Annotated in this window: 23 protein-coding genes and 1 tRNA gene; 1 reads left to right on the forward strand and 23 read right to left on the reverse strand. The window is 47.4% G+C overall.

All coding sequences use genetic code 11. The features are described 5' to 3' along the window. Positions 1 to 270 precede the first annotated feature (270 nt). A tRNA-Trp gene (locus FYJ60_RS01970) sits at positions 271 to 341 on the forward strand. 269 nt (positions 342 to 610) lie between these two features. Here the strand turns inward: FYJ60_RS01970 and FYJ60_RS01975 are convergent. From FYJ60_RS01975 to FYJ60_RS02085, 23 genes are all read right to left on the reverse strand, one after another. Further along, positions 611 to 943 carry a hypothetical protein gene (locus FYJ60_RS01975; protein ID WP_154456896.1) on the reverse strand — a complete coding sequence of 111 codons (333 nt, stop codon included), beginning with the start codon at positions 941 to 943 and terminating at the stop codon, positions 611 to 613. A gap of 304 nt (positions 944 to 1,247) precedes the next feature. Continuing rightward, positions 1,248 to 3,173: an oleate hydratase gene (locus FYJ60_RS01980; RefSeq protein ID WP_154456897.1), complete on the reverse strand. Its 1,926-nt coding sequence runs from the start codon at positions 3,171 to 3,173 to the stop codon at positions 1,248 to 1,250. Between the two features lie 137 nt (positions 3,174 to 3,310). After that, complete coding sequence (gene mtnA, locus FYJ60_RS01985; protein ID WP_154456898.1) at positions 3,311 to 4,414, reverse strand: S-methyl-5-thioribose-1-phosphate isomerase; 1,104 nt, start codon at positions 4,412 to 4,414, stop codon at positions 3,311 to 3,313. A 406-nt stretch (positions 4,415 to 4,820) separates the two neighbouring features. Further along, positions 4,821 to 5,306 carry a metallophosphoesterase family protein gene (locus FYJ60_RS01990; protein ID WP_154456899.1) on the reverse strand — a complete coding sequence of 162 codons (486 nt, stop codon included), beginning with the start codon at positions 5,304 to 5,306 and terminating at the stop codon, positions 4,821 to 4,823. A gap of 43 nt (positions 5,307 to 5,349) precedes the next feature. After that, positions 5,350 to 5,961, reverse strand: coding sequence for an XTP/dITP diphosphatase (locus tag FYJ60_RS01995; protein ID WP_154456900.1), 612 nt, complete (start codon positions 5,959 to 5,961; stop codon positions 5,350 to 5,352). A 96-nt stretch (positions 5,962 to 6,057) separates the two neighbouring features. Beyond that, complete coding sequence (locus FYJ60_RS02000) at positions 6,058 to 7,236, reverse strand: THUMP domain-containing class I SAM-dependent RNA methyltransferase (protein WP_154456901.1); 1,179 nt, start codon at positions 7,234 to 7,236, stop codon at positions 6,058 to 6,060. 638 nt (positions 7,237 to 7,874) lie between these two features. Further along, positions 7,875 to 8,483, reverse strand: coding sequence for a hypothetical protein (locus tag FYJ60_RS12425; RefSeq protein WP_205838920.1), 609 nt, complete (start codon positions 8,481 to 8,483; stop codon positions 7,875 to 7,877). Continuing rightward, positions 8,470 to 9,153, reverse strand: coding sequence for a sortase (locus tag FYJ60_RS02010; protein ID WP_154456902.1), 684 nt, complete (start codon positions 9,151 to 9,153; stop codon positions 8,470 to 8,472). Before FYJ60_RS02010 ends, FYJ60_RS12425 begins: the two co-directional genes overlap by 14 nt. Next, a complete protein-coding gene (locus FYJ60_RS02015) occupies positions 9,150 to 10,115 on the reverse strand; it encodes a Cna B-type domain-containing protein (protein ID WP_205838921.1) in 966 nt (321 codons plus the stop codon). The genes FYJ60_RS02010 and FYJ60_RS02015 overlap by 4 nt, the downstream gene beginning before the upstream one ends. 7 nt (positions 10,116 to 10,122) lie before the next feature. Then, on the reverse strand, positions 10,123 to 10,998 hold the full coding sequence (locus FYJ60_RS02020; protein ID WP_154456904.1) for a class C sortase: 876 nt from the start codon (positions 10,996 to 10,998) through the stop codon (positions 10,123 to 10,125). A gap of 157 nt (positions 10,999 to 11,155) precedes the next feature. Next, positions 11,156 to 12,778, reverse strand: coding sequence for an isopeptide-forming domain-containing fimbrial protein (locus FYJ60_RS02025; RefSeq protein WP_154456905.1), 1,623 nt, complete (start codon positions 12,776 to 12,778; stop codon positions 11,156 to 11,158). A gap of 184 nt (positions 12,779 to 12,962) precedes the next feature. Further along, entirely contained in the window at positions 12,963 to 18,101 is a 5,139-nt protein-coding gene (locus tag FYJ60_RS02030; protein WP_154456906.1) for a hypothetical protein, read from the reverse strand. 62 nt (positions 18,102 to 18,163) lie between these two features. Continuing rightward, positions 18,164 to 18,793: a signal peptidase I gene (gene lepB / locus FYJ60_RS02035; protein ID WP_154456907.1), complete on the reverse strand. Its 630-nt coding sequence runs from the start codon at positions 18,791 to 18,793 to the stop codon at positions 18,164 to 18,166. Between the two features lie 405 nt (positions 18,794 to 19,198). Then, on the reverse strand, positions 19,199 to 19,597 hold the full coding sequence (locus tag FYJ60_RS02040; RefSeq protein WP_154456908.1) for a type II toxin-antitoxin system HicB family antitoxin: 399 nt from the start codon (positions 19,595 to 19,597) through the stop codon (positions 19,199 to 19,201). 31 nt (positions 19,598 to 19,628) lie between these two features. Then, complete coding sequence (locus FYJ60_RS02045) at positions 19,629 to 19,811, reverse strand: type II toxin-antitoxin system HicA family toxin (RefSeq protein WP_154456909.1); 183 nt, start codon at positions 19,809 to 19,811, stop codon at positions 19,629 to 19,631. Between the two features lie 497 nt (positions 19,812 to 20,308). Next, the gene (locus FYJ60_RS02050) at positions 20,309 to 21,370 is read right to left on the reverse strand and encodes a GH25 family lysozyme (RefSeq protein WP_154456910.1); all 1,062 of its coding nucleotides are present in this window, start codon (positions 21,368 to 21,370) and stop codon (positions 20,309 to 20,311) included. A 5-nt stretch (positions 21,371 to 21,375) separates the two neighbouring features. Next, on the reverse strand, positions 21,376 to 21,642 hold the full coding sequence (locus FYJ60_RS02055) for a phage holin (RefSeq protein WP_154456911.1): 267 nt from the start codon (positions 21,640 to 21,642) through the stop codon (positions 21,376 to 21,378). Then, positions 21,611 to 21,958 (reverse strand): hypothetical protein, encoded by a 348-nt coding sequence (locus FYJ60_RS02060; protein ID WP_154456912.1) that lies wholly within the window; start codon positions 21,956 to 21,958, stop codon positions 21,611 to 21,613. Before FYJ60_RS02060 ends, FYJ60_RS02055 begins: the two co-directional genes overlap by 32 nt. 10 nt (positions 21,959 to 21,968) lie before the next feature. After that, positions 21,969 to 22,106, reverse strand: coding sequence for a CD1375 family protein (locus FYJ60_RS02065; protein ID WP_154456913.1), 138 nt, complete (start codon positions 22,104 to 22,106; stop codon positions 21,969 to 21,971). Beyond that, positions 22,103 to 22,513, reverse strand: a complete 411-nt coding sequence (locus tag FYJ60_RS02070; protein WP_154456914.1) for a hypothetical protein — start codon at positions 22,511 to 22,513, stop codon at positions 22,103 to 22,105. The genes FYJ60_RS02065 and FYJ60_RS02070 overlap by 4 nt, the downstream gene beginning before the upstream one ends. A 435-nt stretch (positions 22,514 to 22,948) precedes the next feature. After that, complete coding sequence (locus FYJ60_RS12910) at positions 22,949 to 23,095, reverse strand: tyrosine-type recombinase/integrase (RefSeq protein ID WP_154456915.1); 147 nt, start codon at positions 23,093 to 23,095, stop codon at positions 22,949 to 22,951. Then, on the reverse strand, positions 23,031 to 23,699 hold the full coding sequence (locus FYJ60_RS02080; protein WP_154456916.1) for a tyrosine-type recombinase/integrase: 669 nt from the start codon (positions 23,697 to 23,699) through the stop codon (positions 23,031 to 23,033). The genes FYJ60_RS12910 and FYJ60_RS02080 overlap by 65 nt, the downstream gene beginning before the upstream one ends. A 46-nt stretch (positions 23,700 to 23,745) precedes the next feature. Then, positions 23,746 to 23,958 (reverse strand): hypothetical protein, encoded by a 213-nt coding sequence (locus tag FYJ60_RS02085; RefSeq protein ID WP_154456917.1) that lies wholly within the window; start codon positions 23,956 to 23,958, stop codon positions 23,746 to 23,748. Between the last annotated feature and the right edge of the window lie 244 nt (positions 23,959 to 24,202).

Consider the following 24,202-nt stretch of genomic DNA (forward strand, 5'->3'; position numbering starts at 1 on the left):
CAATAATTTCTTTCAGGACTTCCCGGTTCCCTCCCGACACCCCAAGCAAACTTGCCGCGCCACGGCCGCTGCTTTACTGCTGCCGTGCCAATGTTGCAACATCACGGCTGACGCACCAAAACATTCTGACGTGGTGACAAGTGAAACTTTGAAATTCAATTCATGTGCTGCACCACGGCACTTCAGGTATGTGAATACGCTCTTGCGGAGCCCTGCTGCTTGTATTATAATATCTTTGTCCGTGTTAATAAAGCGCTAATCAATACAGATAGGGGATTGGTCAAATGGTATGATAGGGGTCTCCAAAACCTTTGGTGGGAGTTCGATTCTCTCATCCCCTGCTTCTGAAAAAGCTGGATGCCTTGTAGTTTCAGGGTTTCAGCTTTTTTTATTATAGAATTTCTTGTAAATTCCGAATCTCCCATCGTCCTAAAATGTTTCCCATATACTCTCTTCCAAAACAGGCGACGATTCTGTAAATTTCTTGATTTGCGTCGCCCGGCTGACGCTTATATGACCTGTGACGGGCGGCGATTTTGTGAAATTCTCAATTTGCGTCGCCCAGCCGCCTCTCATATAGCCTGCGGCGGGCGGCGATTTTGGGATATTCTCAATTTGCGTCGCCTGCTCGCCGCTTGAATACCTTGCGGCGGGCGGCGATTTTGTGAATTTCTTGATTTGCGTCGCCTGCACGCCGCTTGAATACCTTGCGGCGGGCGGCGATTTTGTGAGTTTCTTGATTTGCGTCGCCTGCACGCCGCTTGAATACCTTGCGGCGGGCGGCGATTTTGTGAATTTCTTGATTTGCGTCGCCTGACCGCCTCTTGAATAACATACGGCGAGCGGCGATTTTGTGAGTTTCTTGATTTGCGCCGCCTGCACGCCGCTTGAATACCTTGCGGCGGGCGGCGATTTTGTGAGTTTCTTGATTTGCGTCGCTCAAGTGCAAAAATCGTGCCGACCGGAAGGGTCTGCACGATTTTATCAGTGATTATATTATTTAGCCCACTATGAATTACAATGTCTGCAGCAGATGTCGGCAGTACGCCTGAATGCTGACATTTTCCGCATCACCACTGTAAATTGCAATGTCTGCAGCAGATGTCGGCAGTATGCCTGAATGCTGACATTTTTCCGCATCACCACTGTAGATTGCAATGTCTGCAGCAAATGTCGACAGTACACCTGATTGCTGACATTTTCCGCATCCAGTCAGTTGCTTATTTTTAGTTGCTTATTTTAGTTGCTTATTTTTTCTTCAAATGCTTCAGCGCGGCTATTCCGGCTGCAACGGCTGCTGCTGTCCCGACCGCTTTTGTGACGCCGCTGCTCTTTACGGTTTCCGCCACGTCCGCCACTTTTTTCTTGTCTATCACCGGCTCAAAGTCTTTTTCTTCCGCTGCGCCCAGCCGGATCAGAAGCGTTTCCAGATCCGTGTTGTGAGCAAGCTTCAGCGCTCCCATGATCGCCGCTTTTTCCGCTGCGCCTATGGGCCAGTCCTTAATCATTTTTCCGTCGTTCATCTTGACTCCGGCGGTAATTAAATCCCGGATATCATAGATAGATCCCCACACTTCCGGGACACCTCGGTCTACCTTGCAGAGAGTATAGACAGCTTCCATTCCGGTACGGATAGAATACTCTGTGGTGAAGACGGTGTCTCTGGGAGTCTCCGCGTACTGCCCCAGGAATGCCAGATTCACAGAGCCTTCCGGAACGACCAGCGGGCGGTCGCCGTACTTTCTAGGCTCGAAGAACGACGTTACATAAGGCATCATGCAGGGAGTTGTGTTACACTCCTTCTCCGCAAGCTCGTCAATATGATCCATCGGAATTCCGATGTGGTACAGCCACTCTGCGCACAGCTCCTGGCCGCTGCAAAGGAACATGGGCTTCTGAATATAATCTCCGCAGTCATCCCAGCAGTTCAGGCCGTACACCCAGATCAGGCAGTGGTCATCCGGCTGATCCTGGAACTGCCCCTGCCGGTTGATGGTCCAGCTGATCAGCCAGCTGGAATCCTTCGCCGTAATAATTCCTCCGGTCACTACCTTTCCGGAGAGAGGATCTCTGTGACAGATTTTCTCTATTGCCTCCAGAATTTCTTTATTGGCGGTATCAATCGTCCAGGACTCCCAGCTGGTCTCCCTGATATCACGGAAAAATACGTCCGGATGGCCGAATGCCTCATCCTGGGCAGCCATCTTTTTCCACAGCTCCACAGAAGGTCCCTGGCCGTTCACGATATCAATTTCCGGAGCATGAGTCTGATCACCATAGGCTGTGCCGTCGCCCTGCGCACCGTTTGTCACAAAAACCAGGTCATTCTCCGTCAGATCAATGGCTTTTTCCTCTCCGTCCTGTGTATATTCCAGCCGGACAGCCGTTTTTCTTGCCGGTGTGCAGTCGCAGACCACATTGGTCACCTGGGTATTAAACTGAATAACTGCGCCGGCGTCCTGAATATATTTCACCATCGGCAGAATCATAGATTCGTACTGGTTGTACCTGGTAAAACGCAGGGCGCTCAGATCGGGAAGACCGTCAATGTGATGCACATAACGCTGCATATATTTTTTCATCTCCAGCGCACTGTGCCATTTTTCAAAAGCAAACATCGTCTGCCAGTAGATCCAGAAATTTGTCCGGTAAAAATCATCGTCAAAAAAGTCATCTATTGTTTTGTCTTCCAGCTCTTTGTCGCTGGCAAACATCAGCTTCATCAGCTGCTTTTCCGCGTTTTTATTCAGATCATACTTCCTGTCTGTATGCGCGTCTTTACCCTGTTTCTCCGTCACACGGCAGAGAGAGTAATTCGGATCCTCCTTGTTCAGCTTGTAATATTCCGAAAAAATAGTTTCTCCGGGGTTAACGATAGATGGAACAGAACGAAACAGATCCCACATGCACTCGAAGTGGTTATCCATCTCTCGGCCGCCGCGCATGATATAGCCCTTCTGCGGATCATGCAGGCCGTCACAGGAACCTCCCGCAAGAGGAAGTGACTCAAATAACGTGATGTTTTCTCCAGGCATCTGCGCATCGCGGATCAGGTAACAGGCCGCAGACAGTCCGCCCAACCCTGTTCCGACAATATACGCATGCTTCTTCTCTATTCCCTCCGGCTTTTCAGGTGTTGCAAATGCCTCATAATTACCGCTGCTGTAATACATCATATACCTCCCGATATTTTATGACCGTTAGTCATTTTAATGGGATAAGCATACTCTCCCGCTCTTTTTTCGTCAAGAGAATCCGCAGCGGCAGCAAAAATTTTATAATTCGTTTATGATTTTATCTCCGCCATTTTTTATTTGATGCCGAATTTCCGGAATGCCTCCTCGTAGGGTGCGCTGCAGAGTCCCTTTTCCGTTATGATTCCTGTAATCAGCCGATGGTCCGCCACATCAAAGGCAGGATTGAAGGAAGCGTCCACGCCTGCCGGAGCCATAGGCTCCTTGTACCACATGCTCTTAATCTCTTCCGGGTCACGCATCTCAATCGGAATATCATCCCCGGTCGGCGTTGCCATGTCAATGGTAGAGCTTGGCGCGCAGATATACATGGGCACTCCGTAGTGGTGCGCCAGCACGGCAAGCGCGGATGTTCCGATCTTGTTTGCCGCATCGCCGTTTGCCGCGACACGGTCGCATCCGACGAAAATGATTTTGATCTTTCCGGTTTTCATCAGAAGCGCTGCCATGTTGTCGCACTGCACAGACGTCGTGATGCCCGCGTTGTAAAGTTCAAAAGATGTCAGCCTGGCTCCCTGCAGAAGCGGACGGGTCTCGTCGCAGTATACATGCATATCCGTGCCCTTCCAGCCATGCTCCAGAGCCATGTACATCGGCGCGGTTGCCGTGCCGTATTTTGCAGAACAAAGGGTTCCGGCGTTGCAGTGGGTAAGAATTCCCAGCTCTTTTCCGTCCTCCTTCAGCTCTTCCATCAGACGGAAACCTGTTTCCCCGATATTTCTGCTGATCTGCACATCTTCCTCGCGGATTTTTTCCGCCTCCGCGTAAAGCAGACGCCGAATCTCCGATACCGGTTTCTCCCGGTTTGCCTTGACCGTGTCTTCCATGCGGTTCAGCGCCCAGAAGAGGTTGACAGCCGTAGGCCTGGATGTAGCAAGATATTCCTTGGAAGCCTTGAATTTTGTATAGAAGCCCTCGTAGTCCTCATCCGGTATATCATTGGCAATCACCGCCATTCCATAGGCAGCGGATACGCCGATTGCCGGCGCCCCTCTGACACGGAGCTTTTTGATTGCCTCCCAGATTTCCTCCTGCGTGCGGATCTGGATTCTTTTTATGGTATTCGGAAGCAGCGTCTGATCAATAATATCCACGCTCTTTTTTTCCGGTCCCCATTTTACCGTAATAACCTTCTCGAAAAAATCATTCAGTGACGACATTTTTTCCTCCCTGTCATATATATTTTCATTTCTACCTGTCTGGTATTTTATGATCCGGTGTTCTGTTATCCGGTGCTTTATTATACGATATTTTATTATCCGGTGTTTTATGATCCAGTGTTCTGTTATCCGGTGTTCTGTTATCCGGTCTTCTGTTTCTCTGCTGACCCATTCCTTTTTTGCCACCGGATCACATTTTGCCGGTCCTCGGCTCCGAGCGGCCATGTCCCGGCCGCAACGCCAAATTCCTGTGTACAAACAGGGTTTTTCCCACGTTGGAAATTATCAGCACGCCCCGGGCGCAAATCTCCATGTACAAACAGGATTTTCACAAGCCGAAAATTATCAGCACACCTCGGGTCACAAATCACCGTATACATTCTTGGTTTTTTGGCACATCCGGTGTTCAGTCGTGAAAGACACGGACATCGTAATGAACCTGGTGTTCCTCGTCAATTCTCATGAGAATATAAGTAGGATCCCGGCTGATCTGCCGGGGATAGGACAGCGACCCCGGATTCAGCATGGTCAGGCTTCCCTTCGTCTCCACCAGCGGCTTATGTGTATGTCCGAACATGCAGATGTCCACCTCCCGGCTGAGCGCCTCTTCCCGAAGCATCTCCTTGTCCAGAGATACCCCGTACCGGTTCCCATGGGTAATCATCACCTTATAATCATCAATGGTTGTGACAATCTCCCTGGGCAGCCGGGAACTCCAGTCATTATTTCCCGCCACCATCAGGCAGGGACAGTCCGCCCACTCCTGAATTTCGGCCTCCTGCCCTTCGACATCGCCGCAGTGAATCAGCATGTCAAACGGACCGATACGATCCAGAATGAGCCTGACCCGGTCATCAAAGCCATGCGTATCACTGATTATCAGAATATTCATAAGCACATCTCCTTGCTGCTTCCTGTTATGCCATGCGGAACCGTTACAGGATCCCCCTCAGCTTTTCCTCCATCAGACGCAGGGCCTTTCCCCTGTGGCTGATCCTGTTTTTTTCTTCCGGCGGCAGCTCTGCCGTGGTACAGCTCATATCCGGCAGCATAAAAATCGGATCATAGCCAAAGCCGTTGCTCCCCCGCTCCTCGTAACCGATTCTGCCCTCGATGGTTCCGCGGACAGTCAGACAGGTTCTGTCCGGAAGAACGGCGGCAACTGCACAGACAAACCGTGCGGTTCTTTTTTCCACCGGAACCCCCTCCAGCCGACGGATCAGCTCCGCGTTTTTAATATGATAGGAGATATCCTCTCCCATATAGCGGGCAGAATAAATACCGGGTTCCCCGTTCAGGGCATCAATCTCCAGTCCCGAATCATCGGCCAGTACAATCGCCTCTTTGTCCTTTTCCGGAAGCAGATCGGCCACCGCCTTCGCTTTAATTACGGCATTTTCCTCAAAGGTCGTTCCATCCTCCTCGATGTCCGCCTTGATTCCGGCTTCCTTCATGGAAAGAATCTCCATCGGAAGATTCCCCATAATCTCCCGGATTTCCCTCATTTTATTCTGATTGCCCGTGGCAAATATGATTTTTTTAATCATTCCGGCTATTTTCCTTTCCGTATTCCAGTAACTGTCCCCGGACAGCCCTGTCCGAAGCATCCGGCCTGAACAGTCCCGATCATTACAACTCCCTGTTCACGCCTTCCTGTTATTTGCTGCCTCGCGGACAGCAGGACGTTTGGGCGGTTTCGGTCCCGGCCACTGATAAAAATAGGTTTTCATCATGCCGTTATAGATTTTCCGGTTTTTATCCGCTTTTCTTCCAATGTAACGTTCGGTGTCCGGCCATGCGGAGATTACATAAAGGGACCACGAATCCAGTCTTTCAAACCGTTCCCCCAGTGTGCGGTAGAGTTCCGGAAGATTCTCCTTTTCCTCCAGCCGCTCCCCGTAGGGAGGATTGGTGATGATGAAGCCGTATTTTCCGGAGTGGGAAAACTCCGATACCGGCCTGCGCTGGAAATGAATCAGATGATCCACACCCGCCCTTTCCGCATTTTCCCTGGCTGCGGCTATAACATCTGCGTCAATATCAAAGCCCTGGATATCCGTCTGCACACCAGGATCCAGCATGTCATCCGCCTCTTCCCTGGCATTCTTCCAACAGGTTCCGGGGATCAGGTTCGTCCACTGCTCCGCAAGAAATGTGCGGTTCCGTCCGGGCGCCATATGGGCAGCCATCATAGCCGCCTCGATACAGAAGGTTCCGCTTCCACAAAACGGATCTGCCAGAATCCTACCTCCCTTCCAGGGCGTCAGCATGATAAGGGCAGACGCCAGCGTTTCTGTGATAGGCGCCTTCACCGTCGCCTTGCGGTAGCCTCTCTTATGCAGAGAAACACCGGTCGTATCCAGACAGACCGTGACCACATCCTTCATCAGCGTCACCCGGACCGGAAAATCCGCTCCGTCCTCCGGAAACCAGTCACAGTGATATTTCTCCTTCAGCCGCTCTACCATTGCCTTTTTCATTATCGACTGGATATCCGAGGGACTGAACAGACGGCTTTTGATCGAATTTGCCTTTGCCACCCAGAATTTTCCGTTCTTCGGGATATACCTCTCCCATGGAATCGCCCTGGTGGCTTCAAACAGTTCATCAAAGGTGACCGCACGGAACTGCCCCACCCGGAGAAGAATTCTCTCCGTTGTCCGGAGAAAGAGATTGGAACAAGCTACCGCCTCCGCGTCTCCGGCAAAAGTTACCTTTCCGTCCTCCACATGGGTGACCTCGTAACCCAGGTCTGTAATCTCTCTCTTTGTCTGTGCTTCCAAGCCGAAATGGCAGGGAGCGATTAAATCATATTTTTCCATTCTGTTCCCACTAACTGACTGTGCTTCTAATGCATAACTCCGGACTAATACCATCATCTTATCCGTCCGGCTCTGAACTGTAAAGTCTTTCCCTTCACTTCTCCCTCTTCCGCTGCCCGCCTGCAGGCATCTTCGCCGAAAAAAAGACAGCGACAGCCAGATGGCAGAAAACAATTCTGTAAAGGCGCCAAGGCGGAAGGATGGCGGAAAAAATCCCGGCTAAAACCCGAAAACCTCGTAGCTGTCCGCCTCTCAAGAGAAATGCCCCGGTAGGAGAGCTACCGAGGCATTTCGAGGGGAGTATAAATAATTAATAAGGGGTTATTAATTGTAAAAAAAATTTTTTGAAGGGTAAATTCTTTTTACAAAGGTGATAATAGCATACCGCAAGATAAAATGCAAGAAAAAATCCGTTAAAAGTGGAGGATTGTGACCATTTTTAAGGGTTTTTCAGACCTTAAGTGGAATTTTCTACAATTCTATGCGGCTATTTTTGTCAGGTTTTTATGTTTTGCGCAAAACTATATGCACTGACCCGGAAGCGCGAAAGTGCCGGAACTCCCTGCAGAAGCAGAAAATCCCGGCACTCAGACACGGCTGAACGGTTATGTACTTTTGCTTAAAAATGTTTTCAAGTCTCAGATAGTCTTCTCCGTGCGGAAATATCTTCTGTAATAATCATACAGAATCTCCTCCAGCGGGATTGTCTGATAGGAAGCAGGTTTTCCGTCTCCGTTTTCTTTTAGAAAGACCGCATTGCCTGTGTCTGTCCAGAAAATGTTCTTATAAGCCGGGGACTGCGTCACCTTGGCACCCTGCATCAGCTTTTTTACAAGCTTCTTTCTGTCGGTTTTCCTGTCCTCGTCTACAGAAAACCCGATTTCCTTCCATCCGGCGTCTTTCCGCTTTTCTTCTGCTGCTTCCTCCTGCTCACCCCTGCCGGACTGCCCGTGAATGCTGTCCGCCTCCTGCGCTTCTTTTCCGTGGTCTGTACGCTTCTGTTCCAGTTCTTTCATATTATACAGATACTGATCTGCGGCTGCCTGTGCCTGCTCAAATACTTTGTTCAGCTTCAGCGCCGCCTCCGCGATCGAACCGGACTCCGCAATCTTAATATTTTTATCCGCTAACTGCTGACGGGTTTCCTCCAGCTTCTGTTCCAGCTCTTCCTTTTCTTTTACCACATCATACAGCATATCCAGCAGCTGTGCCCTGTTCAGCCGCCTTAATGTATTATCCTTCTGCATTGTCTCTCCCGTCTGTCCGCACACAGCGTATGGTATATCTGGACTGCCCTCCGATGGTGCAGGTAAACAGCGTAAGATCCCAGTCCTTACTGTCCTGCGTCATTTCGCGGATGGAAGTCGGATTCAGGATTTCAATATCTGATATTTCATATGGATAAAGAATTCCCTCTGCGTCTATAAAATTTATTTCCGTGCCGATTTTCTGCCAGCGAAGCGGACTGAAATGCCTGGCATAGTTATGTCCGGCAATGACCATGTCATTTTTATACACAGAACCGGAATACCGGCAGGGAGCTGTTTTCAGCCTGGTGTAATCCCACTCCTCCATCACCGGAAGCTTCAGATGGATGGAAGGACACTCCAGATAGCCGATATAGCGATAGCCGTCAATCTCAATCGTCGGCATCTCCCGGTTCTCGGACGCAGCATCCTCTCCGCCGGAAGAAGCCCTATTTTCTTCCGCGTCCGAACCGGCCGGAGCCGGCTCCGGAATTTGTTCTTCCAGAGCAGCAATCACCTCCGCCGAACGTTCTCCCGCCAAACGGGATTCCCAGTTATTATACAGCACAAGAAGAAGGGCTGCCACTAAAAGCAGCAGCCCCGCGAAAGACCAGATCTTCCAGCCTTTTCTGTTTATTTTCGTTCTTTTTTCCGATTTTCGAGCATTCAATGCCTGTCCCCTGTCTTCTTCTCATTTCCGGTCTTTTTCCAGAACCCGACCAGCAGGCACAGCAGTCCGGCAGCCACCAGAACAGGAACCGGCCACCAGAGCTGTCCTGTCTGCGGAAGTTTCCCGGATGCAACCGCCGTCAGCGTATTTTTCCCGGAAGGCCTGGTGTTTGTAATGATGGTTTTTGCCCTTCCGCGGATAACGGTCTGCGTATAACCCTGCGGAACCTTGTTCTCTATTGCCTTATATATATAGCCGGAAGGGAGATTCTTCCAGGTATAAGTCCAGTTGTTGTTTTTGTCCAGAACACGGGTATCGTAAACCGTACTTCCGGAAGCATCCTGCTGAATCAGGCTGACCTCCACACTGTCCGGCCTGCCGGCACCGGTTTCGTCTTTCCATACTTTATAGACACTGTACTGGGTATTTTCCGGCACAGCAGCCGGCGGTTTTACCTCACTGTCCAGATCACGCATCTTTGTCCCGTTGTCCGTGTACGGAAGATAGGCGACCACCGGAGAAAACTCCAGCAGCTTCCCGTCCCGGCTGATCAGGGAGCCGACCGCCAGATATAATCCATCCTGCAGTCCCGTCCACTGGCAGGTTCCATCTGTTATTTTCATGGTGGAAACCGGCTGCGGATGATTCTTTTCAATATAAGCAGATAACACAGCGCCTAAATTCGCCAGTCCGTCTGTGGTAAGGTCGTTTACCTCTGTCCCCGCGGCAGCAAAATCCTTAGTAAGAACAAAGGTTCCGTCGTCCTGCTTATCCGCTGCTTTATACAGGGTAAAGGCCGCCCCCTCTTCTTCCGATTTCAGCCGGATGCTGTTCTGTCCTGCTTCTTCCGCCTCCACAGGTTTTCCGGAAAAGAGCAGCGCCGCCGTGCACAGAAAGGCCAGCAGCAGAGTCAGCACTCTTTCCGACATTTTTTTCCTTTGTACGGTTCCCATTTTTTTCATGTGCAGATCACCTGTTTTTTCCTTTCTGAACATGTTCTCCGGTGAAACGCGCTGCGCTTTCCGGGCGATTCTTTTTTGACCGGGTGCTGAGAAAGAGCCAGAGCATCAGAATCAGAAGAATGACCGCGGCAATCGCCGGAGCCACCATCAACGGACTGATCTGAACCGCATCCGCCACAATATGTACATCATCTGAGGCATTTGCAATCCGGTGCCCCCGTACCAGAAGCCTGTGCGTATTCACGCCGTAAGGCGTGCAGGTTACCAGCGTGCAGTAATCCTGTCCCTCCTGGATAGCAAGATCCTGCAGCTCGTCGGGAAGGACGGTGCGAATCTGATCCACCTCGTAGGTCAGCGTCTCATCCAGCACATTCAGCGTAAAGGTATCTCCCTCCCGAAGCTGGTCAATATCCGTAAAAAGCCTGGCCGACGGAAGTCCCCGGTGCCCGGAGATGACCGTATGCGTATTCGGCCCGCCCACCGGAAGCGAGCTTCCAGGGATATGACCCACGGCGACCTCCAGAACCGCTTCGTCTGTGCCGTGATAAATAGGAAGCTGGACGTTGATTTTCGGTATGTCAACGTAACCCATGATTCCATCTTCCGTGATATTCAGGAGGCTGTTGTATTCTTTTTCTTCTTCCTCTGTCAGATTATGCAGACCTTCGCCCGACTGGTACAGTCTTTGATTGTAAGCCTCCGCTTCTTCCCGAAGCTTCTGGTTTTCCTCCGCCGAATGATCTGCAACACTCTCCACATATCCGGCAACCGCGTATGTCTGATGGAGACTGTTCCACCAGTCACTGACGGTCGGGTACAGCAATAAGGACAGACCTGCAAAAAAAGCAGCCACCAGCAGAATTGTTGTTAATTTTTTCTTCATGTTCTCTGCAGGTTTCTCCTTGCTGCTGCGTCATGGAATTTCCGGGCAGGTGCACTCCGCTTCCTGTTTCTTTCGATTACTTCTGAAAATGCCTGCCACCCGGAAACGGCTTCCGGAGAGGACGCATGTCCCCTCCGTCCGCCTGATTCCAAAAGAATTAAGATTTCTTATTCATTCTCCGTCTTGTAATCAGAAGCACACCTGCGCCGATCACCAGGACAGAACCGATCACATAGAAAATCGTCGTGCCGATACCACCGGTGGTAGGAAGAGAAGAGCCCTTCTGGTCGATGATGTCGGTGGAAATTTTCCCGGAGGTAGCATCTTCAGTTATATCATCTGAACTTTGTCCTGTCTTTGAAGCCATTATACTTGTAAGTTTCGGAGGCATCCCATCTTCTTTCTCAGTCTCTATCTGAAACTCAAACGCATTATCATAGGATTTTTCACCAAAATTAACGCTTCCCTCCATCCTGTTATAGCCATTTGGCGCTTCTGTCTCCTGTAAAATATATGTACCATCATCCAGCCCTTTTGCCGTGTACGTCTTATCGTCTATCCCTGCTGCTATAGAAATTTCTTTCACATTTCCATCTGACAGTTCCTTATAAAGCTTAAAGTTTGCTTCATTTGTCTTGTTTTCATCACTATTGTTGTCTTTGAATTTGTTCACGTCTAATTCATAAGTAAATACAATATTTGTATCGTCCGGCGTTTTTCCCTTCTCCCCGCTGCCGCCCTGGTTCGGATTGTTGGAATACTGAAGATTCACAGTGTTAGGATTGCCTGTAGCACCAATTATGGCTTTCTCATTCAACTTCGCATTATAATACACCACAATTTTATCACTTGAATTTTTTGTGATGTTCTTCATATCCTTATCCGATTTCAGCGCCACTGTAAGAGTCTGCCCACTGACAGTTATGTCAAAATTTTCTGTAATATCCATACTCTGGATCTGATTAGCGCTATCATTAGATTCCAAGCGAACCGTGACCAGATCCCTGGTCGGTGGTGTTAATCCCTCAGAAAATGTATCCGTAATGGTATATGTCTTATATGTCTTATAATCGCCATAATTTGACGGAAGTGTTCCGGTAATCCGGTAAGGAATCGAATCTCCTATATCATAATCTGCGGCATCTTTCCACGCACCCTTATCAACCTGCAACGGATCGGTTACCGCTGCTTCGATGGAATTATTGGCATCCGCCACTTTCTTTTCAATCTCCGGCACCTGTATTTTGGTTTTAGATTCAATCTTTCCGCCAACCACCTGTATGATATAAGATGTAGAAGCTCCGTTAACCTGGTTGTTTTTTTCAGGATCATAATTCTGCGATTTAGCTTTATCTATTACCAAATAATATCCTGCAGCCAGATTCTCAAAGGTATAAGTACCAGATGAAGCAACAACCTTCGATGTAGTCGGTGTGGTAAGGTAACCTTTATCTATCAGCTCATCCGCAAAAGCTTTTGCATCCGCCTCATTCACCAACGATTTTGCCTTATCTGCGGCCTCATAAGCTGCCTGACCTTTAGTCGTAACTCCACTTCCCCACTCAATATTACCAAGGGTTCCGTCACCATACGTTCCTGTAAAGATCTGATACAGCTCAAAGGTATGCTCCGTAGCACCTGTATTGGTTATGGTTAATGAGTTTCCGGTAGTTGTTGATGCAGTATCTTCCGCCCGGACTGCTGTTCCTGTGCCAAGAAGTGTGACCAGCGCCAGTGCCAGTGCCAGAAGCACTCCCGCAGCTTTTTTCAGTTTCTTCATAGACTTCTCCTTTTCATTTTGAATGACTATGTTATTTAACGACTGTTCCTTTAAATTCTTAGATTCCAGTAATAATTTCCGGTTCTCCAGGGGTTTCTGACAACATGAAGCAATGCTTCCCTCCCTTCCTGTTCAGACCGCATCCGGAGAAACGTTTATGCACCATGAATAAGCAACTCTTCCTTTAGCCGCCTCTCCTGCGCCGTTTCCTGGTCAGGAAACCAAGGGCAGATACCGACAGCAGCGCCAGTCCGGGACCCGCAAAGCGGAAGGTTCCGCCGCCTCCGGTTGACGGCAGGACGTAGCCGTTGGTTTTGTCCTTTTTATTGGTGACTGTGATCACTCCCGTCTGAATTCCTGTCGTGTTGTTTTCGGAATAGGTGGTGGTGAATCCGCTGACCGGATCTTCCTTTATGTAATAGTAGTAGATATTGCCGTTGCCGTCTGATTCCGGAATTTTGACAGTATTACCGTCTGCATCCATTGTGGTTCCATCCCAGACATATTGCCAGTTGTTGGAACTACTCAGCGTCTGTGTGTCCAGCAGCTTCTCTTCAGCCCTTACGAAAGTGGTCGGCTTTGTATAATCAAACTGCACCGTTTTCATATTTAGCTCATAATCTGCCAGCACATTGATTGTCTGGTCACTGCTGACAGTTCCAAGATCAATCGGGTAATAATTCATTCCTACAGAACTGTCCCACTGTCTTGTCAACTGGTGTCCATCGTAATACAGCCACACTCCGTTGTAATAAATCTTCATGGAAACAATAGTGCCAGGTTCCGCTTCCACCTGATACGTCCCCGTCCGGCTGCTGCTGTCGGAAACAACTACCGTCACTTTACAGGAGTTATAGCTTCCCGATGCGCGATACAGATGTACCACAGCCGTTTTGCCCGGATCAGTAAGATCGGTATTATCTGCATTCAGCCATACCTTCTGGACACGGATCGCCCTGTACTCGTTTGGAACATACATGACACCGCCGGAATTCTGGAAGAATGTAACTTCACTCATTGGAACCTTGGCACCATTTTCAAAGGTATTATATCCTCCCATATCATTATACGTGGTATCCTTGGTTGCGGCCTTTCCGTCACTGCTCTTTTCCGGCATCACCACAAAATACCTGACAACATCCGGGTCATCCGTTCCATTGCGATAGCCTTCCAGCGCCTCCGTCTCCTTCAGACGGTAGATTGTGCTGAGATCCAGGTCCCCTTCTCCAATATCAAATACAATCGTTCCGCTGTTGCCTACTGTCAGCTCAGAATTTTTCACCTTCCATTCCTTTGCGCTGCTGTTCCAGTAATCCAGCTTGAATTTTGTACCAGGCAGTATTTTTTTGTAATCATTGCTGTCAACCTTATAGATCACTACTTTCCTCGTTGTAACAGTTGCGGAGGAAGAAGTTTCTCTTAACGCGGTCTTATTTTCCGAATCCCAAGTACCTTTTAAGGTTGCTGTATTATCCAGCTGGAATTTATCAGTAAAATCCCCGTCCAGGACATATTCATATTCTAGAACCGCTCCCACCTTATCCGGAAGAACCAGAGTCATCTTTAAGGAAGTCTGATCATACATAATCTTGTAACGGTTCGGATCAATCAGACTTCCCTTGTGATCTTCCGCAGTTCCATCATAGAAGTACAATTTTACTTTATTCAAATCCAAAGCCGGATGGAATGCCGCTGCATTCGATGAAAGAAAATCTACCAGCGTAAGATTGTCCGAATTCGGATCCAGATCCTCCGCAGCCGGATTAATCGCAATATCGTACCGGATCGTCCCGCTGGGTTCTGAGCCACTGACGGGATTTCCATCCGTACCGATCTCCAACGGCTTTCCTTTTTTGTCCAACTGCACTCCCTGCTTATCCAGCTTCTTTACCTGCCTGGTCACCGTCGTATTTTGCGTAGATGTATGGTTTCCCCATGTCGCAGTATTGCCGTAAGTCTTGCCCGGAGCCGCTGCATTCTGCCAATGTAAATCATCCGCAACAGACGCCGAATAATAAACCGCCACCATCGGATAGCCGCTGATGTATTTGTAATCACTGATTGTGATGGTCAAATCCGTAGAGCCATCAGTATTCTTCACCGCATGAAACGCAGGATTGGTTCCCTTTGAAAAAGTACATCCCGCATAGTTTGAATCATGTTGGTCATAGTCGTTCTTATAGAACTTTGCATACCCTGAACCTTCGACATAGCTCTCGCCCGCCGGAATGTGGTCTTTTATAGTGATGATTCCTTCATCACTTTCCTTTGTGTTCAGCATCAACCGATAGGTAAGGACGCCTTTTACGTCTTCATACGCAACCTGGACATCACCGGAAGAGTACGTGATACCTTTCCCGGTATAAACCATTTTTTCAAATGTCTTAGGCTTTGTATGATCATGTGAAGCTTCTGATAAATGATCTCCTGTTACGCCCTTATTTTTGGCTGTCCATGTCACTCCCTCAGCGGCATCCTTCATATTCAGATAAGTGGGATAATTTTCCAGTGTTAATTTCTGAGCCAGCATGGAGATACCTTCTTTCGGCGTAACGGTAACCCGAAAACTCTTCACATGGCTTGCTGCATCCGTGCTTGTTATCACGTTTCCATTGGCATCATAATAGGTCACTGTTATAGAAACCTTATCCGTATATCCGCTCTCTTTCTCATAATAGGAATGCCAGTAAGTTTTTTCCCCTGCTCCTTTATATTCATACCAGGAGTAATTATCAACCATAAGTTTAAGATGTTCTGTGAGTGCAGCGTCTATTTCCGAAGCGATTCCATAATGGCTGTCCGCCCCCTGATCTTTGCCTTCAGAATTCACAGCATTTTCAATGGTATCTGTATAGGTAAACGTACCAAGTGCCGTGTCGGGAGTAGTTACCTCTGCATTCCATGTCAGCTTATACGGCTCACTTTCGGTCTGCGTCTCTGAGGAAAAGTGTTTCTTTACATCAAAGGTTCTGTGTTCCACCGGTACAACATCAGTATCTGTGACAGTGGTTTCATCCTTCTCCGTTACCTTTGCCTTGTTGCTCACTTCACTATTATCCGCAGGTGCATCTGTCCAGTAGTCAATATAATATTTGTCCTTTTTCTGAGAATCCGTAAGATCCTCTGGGAACGTGAACAAAAGCTTTTTATCCCCTGTCTGACCGCCGGACACCTTATACGTGTTTGCTTCGTTCCAGACCGTATACTGTCCATACAAGGAATAGGGAAGGGTGTCCTCTATCTTCCATCCGGAAATATCCTTGCCGCTTGGATTTACTGTAATTCTCCAGCTTATCTTTCCCGTCGTCTTATCATACGTTCCGGTCTTTTTCAGATCTTTCTCCCAGGAGACGCTGTTCCAGCCCCATTCTTTATGATTTCCGCTGGCAGCTGAGGCATTATTCGCCAGTTTTCCATCCTGACCTGCGGCGGTTCCCGAAACAGCAGCTTTATAGTCCACCACATATTTCTGACCCGCCTCCAGAGCCGGAAGATCTGTAATGGTAAAGCCGGGTGTTCCTGCGCTGTCCGTTGTCCAGCTCAGACTATAGCCGCTCACTTCGTTTTTACTGCCGTCTGTTCCGACACAATAGACTTTCAACGAATCCTGTTTATATTGGAAAACGGCTCCTGAGGAACTGTTGTCCTTCTGATACTGGTCGCTCACCGTAACCTTTTCACCGGTGCCTTTTTCTGTAGATACCGTAACTTCATAGGATGCTTCTGTCCGGCTGTCATTCACGCTGCCGGTCTTCTTAACACTGATGTCGTGATTATCAACGACCGGCTTATAAACTTTTATGGATCCGCCTTTCCCGCCAAAACTGATAGTACCCGGATTATCCGAACCGGTATTTGTAACAGTTCCCTTAAAAGTAATGCTGCCGATGATATGATCGGTGTACGTAAAATCCGGATCATATTTTATGGTTATTTTTCCATCTGTGCCGATGGTATAGTCTCCCACTTCATTATCGCCGATTGTCACCCTTCCGGTTTCTGCCATTAGAGGCCTTACGCCATCCGGAAGCTGATAATAGATCGTATCATCACTGCTCTGCAGAGTGGACTTTGGAATTTCATATGAAATGTCGATTTTTACCTGATCTCCATCCTGAAAAGTATCTGATGCTGTCCACTGACCATTCTCATTTTTTTTCACAGTGACACTGCTAATATATGGTGCAAAATCCACACTTTGGGAGGCTGGTGCGCGCAGCGCTCTAAATCCGGAAATTTTCTTCACGTCTGCGGGCGCTGAGTCACCTTCCGTAGAAGCTGACTCTGCATCAGTGTTCTCGGTTCCTCTCCCCTCTTCGATGGTTTCCTTCTCTGCTGTACTTTCGGAAGATGCACTGCTTTCTGCTTCTGACGGGCTGTTTCCGGTTGTCTGTGTGTTTTCCGCTGATTTCTGGCTGTTTGATGCCGCTGAAACCTTCTCTGTTGAGACAGCATCCGCCTCTTCTGTCTTGTCACTGAGCGCAGCCAGCACATAGGGGCTGAAGGAAGAAGCCCGGAACGCCGCCTTTGTTACCGCATGGTTTTCGACACTGATATTCAGATCCGCCTTCATGCCGGCGCTCCCCATATCCTCTGCCGTCTGACCGTCCGCGATATGATAGAGCTTCCACGTTACCTCTTCGGTTCCGGCAGACTTCGGCTGCGGAAATGTCAGCGTGACATCTACTTTCCCGTCCGGCTCCGTTTTCTGGCCGTTTTTATCCGCAAAACTCAGGTCATAGGGATAGAAAGCCGCAACCTGTTTGCCCGACTTTTCCTGATCCAGGGCAGACTGAATCTGTGCCTGGACCGCCTGTGCATCTGCCCCTGTCAGGAGCTGTGCTTTCATAACCGTTCCATTGTGCAGGACACCGGCATCATACGCCGTCTCCGCCGTCATACCGTCCGATGCAGAAGCGCTCAGCTTTCCGGCCTGCTCATAACAGGATTCCGAATGGACGTGTTCTTCCTTTCCGCAGGTCAGGGTTTTTACCTCTTCGTAGCAGGGTTCTCCCTCCGAATGGGTATGTTCTTTTTTTCCGCAGATCAGGTTTCCGTTTTCGTCGTAGCAGTCCGCGGTGTGCGTATGCTCTTCCTTCGTGCAGACCAGCTTCTTCTCTACCTTATAACATGCGTCGGTATGGGTGTGTTCTTCCTTCCCGCAGATCACCGCCGCGGTCGCCGTATTGGCGGGAAGAACCAATCCCACGGTTGTAGCTGCCAGTACAAATACACACAGAAGACTGGTAAAACGCCGGCGTTTCTTCCTCTGCCGGTTTCCAACTGCCGCTTTCTTTGCTTTTTCCTCGATTGAATTCTTCATTCAGCCGGTACCCCCTCTTTTCTGATCCTGACTGACCTAATCTGTACTTTTTGCCGGATGCCTTACCGGACCGCCCCGAACTGCTTCAGCGGCCAGATCCGTATCCATAGTTTTCCAATCATCTCATCCCCGGAGATGCACCCCATGGCCTTTGTTCTGGAGTCAATCGACACATCCCGGTGATCTCCCATGACAAAAACCGTTCCATCCGGAACCTGGTAGGGAAAATCCAGATCGCAGCTTCCCAGACTTTTTTCTTTCAGATAGGGTTCGTCCAGAAGCTGATCGTTTACATAGACATTTCCGTTGGCGTCAATGCTCACCCATTCCCCAGATGTCGCGATAACGCGTTTTACCAGCACTCTGTTGTTATAATAAAAAGCGACCAGGTCTCCCTGATGCACATTCTTGTCCTTCAGCGCCAGTACAACATTTCCCTCATCCAAAGTCGGGGACATGGAAGTCCCGACAATGCGGAAGATAGGGAGAATAAGCGTCGCGATCAGTACCGCTGCCGCCGCCACTGTAATTAAAATAAAGATTGTGCTTCGAAGCGTATCGCGAAATTTCCGCTGATACGCGACCCGGTCTATTTCAGACTGCAGCTCTTCTGTCGTAACAGAGAGCTTCTCCGCCGGAGCATCCTGCCCGGCTGTTCCATTTATTTTTTCTTCCGAACAATAATCAGACATTTTCTGTCCGCCCCGCCCTGCGTTATGGAAACGAAAAGCAACAGCAATCAACCTGTCTCATAAGTAAGCAATTTAAGCAAACGTTCACTTATATTTGGATTAAGAATAACATTTTTTATCTGAATATTCGACTACCCCCCCCCAAGAATTTTCAGATTATATTCAGAATATACCCCGTTTTCTTGCAGTATTTTATGCAACAGGTATTATTTTATTTATTATTTATAACCGTTTTTTTATCAGGAAAGAGTGTTTTTACAAAATGGAAGTTGTTCAAATTATTTTTCAAAGAAAAAAGGACAGCGGTAAAGCTGTCCTCCCATACCCCTTATTCTTTTTTCTGGCGCTTATTCACGCTGAAATCATTTCATCCGGTGCCTTTTGCAGCACTTCCGAACAACTATTTCACCCAAGATTTAATCGTTGTACTAATGCATCCTGAAGTACTTGAGAAAAATTGATATTCTCTCTCATCGCTGCCTCGTTCATCCATTCTGGTATAGACAAGGTTTTTTTCACAGCTTTGTTGTTAAACATTTTCCTGTACTTCAATGTGTCTGCTGAAACGTAACTGACAATTTCCCCTTCGTTTGATTTGATTTTTTGAAGATCGGATGGTTTTGGCATTTCTTTGTTACCTTCCTCATATTCGTAAAGCATCAATTCCAATGCATCTTCTGCCATAAAAATCGCATCCGCCATATTATCGCCCTGCGTGTAACACCCTGCTATATCCGGAAAATAAACAGAGTATCCCCCATCTTTTTCCGGAGTAAACACTGCTGGATATGCGTACTTTGCCATTTTCTTTTCCTCCCGTTCTGTAGAAAGGAACTTATTTCAGTCCTGCGTCCTTTAAAATATTGTTTGCCGTTCCGGTTGCAATCTCTTTCTTGTGTCTTGGCACTGCGAATGTTTTACCAGTGATTTCGCTGTACCATATTTCGTGATTTGTACCTTCCCGAATCTTTCTGCTTTTCCCTTGAGATAGTTGTTTAACAAGTTCAGCTCGTTTCATCTCTCCTCCCTTCATTTTGAATATCATTATTGTATCACGTATTGATACGTATTGCAATATTGTTTATGTAAAAATACGTATTTTAAATAAGAACGCATAACTGTTATTATCCGATAAAATTAAGATTGATGAGAACGCAGCCGAAAAATTAAAGACAGGGAATATGCTCTGAAAGCAAGTGCAGATAGCAACATTTTTTATAAAAATGCTGTAGTCTGCCGCATCTTAGACAAGAAGAATATAGAAGTTCCCGGAAACTCAGAGTCTCCGGGAATAAAATCTGGAGCATAAGGGATTCTATTTTAGCTATACCATAGCGCAAATAGGCGTTTTTACTAGGTTTTTGGTTCCGCCATGTTGTACCGTAGCATGTTATTTTGCTAGATATTTGCTAGATATTCCTCACGGAATCATTTATATAAATACATGCAAAAACATTTTATTATTTAATTTCATTTTACTGAAGCAAATAGGGGCGGATAAACCGCCCCGTTTTTTCATACCAGTTTTGCACGAATTCCGATGATGGGATCGCCAAAAATTCCCGCTGTGGTATTTCCGTCCCCATTGGAAAAATCGGTATCGTAAATTTCTCCCAGCCAACCATGATGCTGGGTTTTTACCTGGTATTTGACCCGGTAATATTTTCCACCGGTCAGTTTGGGATCTGTGTGGAAATATATCTGCACGCCGTCGATCATGCTGTGAAGATCACCGGCGTATGCATCAGGAGTTCCCCAATCACATTTTGTGATTCTGGAAAACCATCCACCGCCCATTTTATGCACGCGATATTCTACCCATCCGCCCGTCACACCGATGGACAGGCCTGTGATTGCATCATCATACATGCACAATTCTCCACCGCCCACCTTTTTGCCGCTCCGGCCACGATTCAGGCACTGGATTTCCAGATCCAGCCGCGGGGAGCTGCTGGCGGCAGGAACCGGAACCGGGTTTGAGATAGGCGCAGAACCTAAAAAATCCTTATAGAAATAATTCGTGTCCACGCGTCCAGAAATTCCGGGAAAACTACCATCAGATTTAAACTGCCACGCATCATATATCCAGTTCCCTGTTAGTGGTTTTTTCATACCGTTTGTGCCATTGTACCACGCCAGCCACCATGTATCGGGATTTACAGCGGGCATGCAGTCACGCCGGAAGTAATACCCGGAATACAGTCCGGTTTTATATCCCGCTGCCTTTACTGCCGCGTCCCATGCCGGGAATGATGCATGGCAGTATGCCCGGATGCTGACATCTTCAGCGTCAAAATAAACTGGCAACTGTGGTTTTTTCCCCTTCAGCAGTCGCAATGTATGCTGAATCTCGCTCTGCGCTTTTTGCGGGGTATTGGCGTAACTGTAAATATACGCGCCCCAAGGAATACCCAACCGGGTGCATTCACTAACATTCCGCTCCCACTGCGCATCATCCTGATTTACCTGATCAGAACCGAATCCCATGCGCAGGATTGCTCCGTCAATGTGCGGTTTTACCGTCTCCCAGTTAATCACACCCTGCCACTGGGAAACATCAATGATTAGTTTTGGCATAGGTTTCAGGTTTCACCATCCTTCCGCGGTGCATCATATGTCAATGCCTGTTTACTATCAGATACTCCGGATGTTGTGGGGTCAACCACAATTCCGACAATAGCCAGAACGGTGAATATAGCATTAACCACAGCAATTAGTTTTCCCTGTAAATCCGAAAAATCTACAGCGTAGCCAAAAACTGACGCAATGGCCTGAACCAGCAGTAAAACGGCTGGCACAATGGCCAGCCAAAAGTTTTTATTCTTCAGTCGGATTTTCCAGTTGATCATTTAATAAATTCCTCCGTTTCACGATTTCATCAATTCTATGGTGTGCCGATCGGGTAGACTGCTCCACAATTACCAGCCTTTTAGACATGTCCTGCACATCATTTTTCATTGAACGCATTTCAGATTTTATATCGGATGTATCCGACTGAATCGCCGTCAATGATGTTTCTATCCGTGCCTGTCTGGATGCCTCTGCTCTGGCATCGTCAATCTGGGCTTTTACATCCCCATTTGACTGGTGATTGGCATTCAAAACCCCAAGAACCAGCGATACCGCCAGTGCCGCCAGTGCAATCCATGTGCTTGGGTCGATCATAATTTTCTCCTTACTCTGTCAGTTCCGGATGCCCCAGCTCAATCAACGACTGCTTCACTTCTTCCAGATAGGTGGGATATTTTTCCGACACCTCCGTCAGTGTCATCCTTCCCTTGATGATTAGCCGCGCATAAATCCTTGCCCTCATGCTGTTTTACCTCCCTCTAATGCTGCTATCCTGGTTTCATGGTTCTTGATTTCCTGCCCCTGCTGATCTATCAGCGTATAAATTTCCTCCAGTGCCTCCTGCATCTCTGTTACCTGGTCGGCATTGGATTTTATTTTTTCTTCTGCACTGGCCTCCGTTTGGCACAGCTCCACCTCAAAAATCTGACCAGTATAAACCGAAATTCGGTTCAACTTCGTATAATTTTCATACGTCACATCCTCCTTTCCATCTTCCTGCACAATCATAGTTTTGGTGCCCAAATCATCCGAAAATAATTTCTGAAGATCGTCCAAGTTCTGTTGCAGCATCCGGATAGTCAAAATTCCGGATCCCGCTGCGGCTGATGTGATTGTCAGCTTTTGTCCATTGTTAAAATTCAGTTCCATTTTTTCTTCCTTTCTTTTGTATAAAAAATAATGATCATTGATCACGCGGTTGCCTTTTTATTAAAATACCGATCTTCCAGCAAAATCTATTAAATCATTTACTGTTGATTCTATTGCAGCAGGTGTAACGAAAACCTTTCAAATCACCTTGCCAACCCAAAATTATATAGCCATTGGCGCATGCGCAGATTGGAGCGATGTACTTCAATGCAGCGTTGCTGTTATGGATACAAAGGGAATCATTCGTGTGTATGTACATAACATATCCTCTAACACGTATACAAACAGAACTATCTATATAAATGCTTCTTGGGTTTGAAAAGCGATATTTAGCTGAATTACGCCCATTCAAAATCCACCTCTTTATTTACCTGTTTTTAGGCATGAAAATTAAGCCGTCCATCGGCGGCCTTTTTTTCAAGATTGCTTTTAATTTTAGAAATTAGCGCACCTCTTGAAATCCCTGATCACCGACTGCTCCGAAACCTCCACATATATCATTGTCGTGCTTATATCCTTATGACCCGCATATCGTTGCACTTCTTGTATCGCCATTCCATGTTCCGCCAGATTGGTTAACATAGTTCTTCCGAAATTTATGTGGATGAGCGTGTATGTTATTTTCTTCACCTAATTTTCGCAACATCGCCTGAACTCCGGCATTCGTCAGCCGTGCACACCCCCTTCTACTGACGAATAGGGCAGGATTTTTATCCTTTCTTTGCGCTAGGTACCACCTTAGATGTAATGCTGCCGACTCCTTTAGGTATACCCTTCTTTCTGCTTTCCCCTTCTGCCCATAAACGACAACTTCTGCATCTCTTCCATGCCACTCAATATCACTGATATTCAGTGCTGTTATCTCTCCTATTCTACATGCAGTACTGTACAGTACCTCTATCAGTGCCTTATCCCTCTGCGTTTTTGCGCTATTCTTCAGTTTCTCAAATTCTTCTCCTGTGTATGGATGCTTAATTTTTCTCGGAACCTTAACCTTTAACAGTCTTTTAGCAGGATTATATGGTATCATTCCCTCATCCGATGCCCATCCAAAGAATGATAAAAAATAATGACGCAGTGTATCTATATATGATAATGATCTCTGTTTTCCATCTTTCCCTTCTCGATACACCGATAAAAAATACCTCAGGTCATTTGTTGTAACTTCCTTTATTGGTTTATTCAAACTATCCTTTAATATATTAACAACCCGAATATATTGGCATAACGTACTATCGGCACAATTCTCCAACCTTTTTTGTTGCCACAAACCGTTTAATCACCTTCTCCCAACTGTCATCTGAAATGGCAATTTCTGTACACTCCTTCTTGACAATTAATCCATGAAACTTTCTTACCAGCACCCCTTCCAAATCCTTCAACTGCTCATACGTGATTCGTCCTTGCATTTCCGTCAAAATTTCATCAATAATTCTGTCTATCATAGTTGTTTCCTCCTTGTGATAGGATTATCACATGGATCCTCAGAATTTTGACGTAATTTATAAAATATCGCTTTCAATGCTTCACGAAGAATACTGCATATAAATCTCTGGACCCCCAATCCGAATTTGCTGTTAGAATCAAACCTTCGGGGACTAACGTTACTGATATGGCATATGAATTATCTATTTCACCATTAGTTGGATTTAGTGCTGGGGATGGAAGCATGTACCAACCAAGTTCTAC

The sequence above is a fragment of the Bilifractor porci genome (assembly GCF_009696005.1).
In the GTDB taxonomy this organism is placed as follows: domain Bacteria; phylum Bacillota; class Clostridia; order Lachnospirales; family Lachnospiraceae; genus Bilifractor; species Bilifractor porci.

Coding starts and splice junctions, on each gene's coding strand:
- FYJ60_RS02065 (WP_154456913.1), bottom strand. CDS start 22,106: ATGAGGGCAAGGATTTATGCGCGGCTAATCATCAAGGGAAGGATGACA.
- FYJ60_RS02045 (WP_154456909.1), bottom strand. CDS start 19,811: ATGAAACGAGCTGAACTTGTTAAACAACTATCTCAAGGGAAAAGCAGA.
- FYJ60_RS02085 (WP_154456917.1), bottom strand. CDS start 23,958: ATGATAGACAGAATTATTGATGAAATTTTGACGGAAATGCAAGGACGA.
- FYJ60_RS12425 (WP_205838920.1), bottom strand. CDS start 8,483: ATGCAGAAGGATAATACATTAAGGCGGCTGAACAGGGCACAGCTGCTG.
- FYJ60_RS02060 (WP_154456912.1), bottom strand. CDS start 21,958: ATGATCGACCCAAGCACATGGATTGCACTGGCGGCACTGGCGGTATCG.
- FYJ60_RS01990 (WP_154456899.1), bottom strand. CDS start 5,306: ATGAATATTCTGATAATCAGTGATACGCATGGCTTTGATGACCGGGTC.
- FYJ60_RS02000 (WP_154456901.1), bottom strand. CDS start 7,236: ATGGAAAAATATGATTTAATCGCTCCCTGCCATTTCGGCTTGGAAGCA.
- FYJ60_RS02070 (WP_154456914.1), bottom strand. CDS start 22,513: ATGGAACTGAATTTTAACAATGGACAAAAGCTGACAATCACATCAGCC.
- FYJ60_RS12910 (WP_154456915.1), bottom strand. CDS start 23,095: ATGTTAACCAATCTGGCGGAACATGGAATGGCGATACAAGAAGTGCAA.
- FYJ60_RS02020 (WP_154456904.1), bottom strand. CDS start 10,998: ATGAAGAAAAAATTAACAACAATTCTGCTGGTGGCTGCTTTTTTTGCA.
- lepB (WP_154456907.1), bottom strand. CDS start 18,793: ATGTCTGATTATTGTTCGGAAGAAAAAATAAATGGAACAGCCGGGCAG.
- FYJ60_RS02055 (WP_154456911.1), bottom strand. CDS start 21,642: ATGATCAACTGGAAAATCCGACTGAAGAATAAAAACTTTTGGCTGGCC.
- FYJ60_RS02025 (WP_154456905.1), bottom strand. CDS start 12,778: ATGAAGAAACTGAAAAAAGCTGCGGGAGTGCTTCTGGCACTGGCACTG.
- FYJ60_RS02030 (WP_154456906.1), bottom strand. CDS start 18,101: ATGAAGAATTCAATCGAGGAAAAAGCAAAGAAAGCGGCAGTTGGAAAC.
- FYJ60_RS02040 (WP_154456908.1), bottom strand. CDS start 19,597: ATGGCAAAGTACGCATATCCAGCAGTGTTTACTCCGGAAAAAGATGGG.
- FYJ60_RS01995 (WP_154456900.1), bottom strand. CDS start 5,961: ATGATTAAAAAAATCATATTTGCCACGGGCAATCAGAATAAAATGAGG.
- FYJ60_RS01980 (WP_154456897.1), bottom strand. CDS start 3,173: ATGTATTACAGCAGCGGTAATTATGAGGCATTTGCAACACCTGAAAAG.
- mtnA (WP_154456898.1), bottom strand. CDS start 4,414: ATGTCGTCACTGAATGATTTTTTCGAGAAGGTTATTACGGTAAAATGG.
- FYJ60_RS02050 (WP_154456910.1), bottom strand. CDS start 21,370: ATGCCAAAACTAATCATTGATGTTTCCCAGTGGCAGGGTGTGATTAAC.
- FYJ60_RS02015 (WP_205838921.1), bottom strand. CDS start 10,115: ATGAAAAAAATGGGAACCGTACAAAGGAAAAAAATGTCGGAAAGAGTG.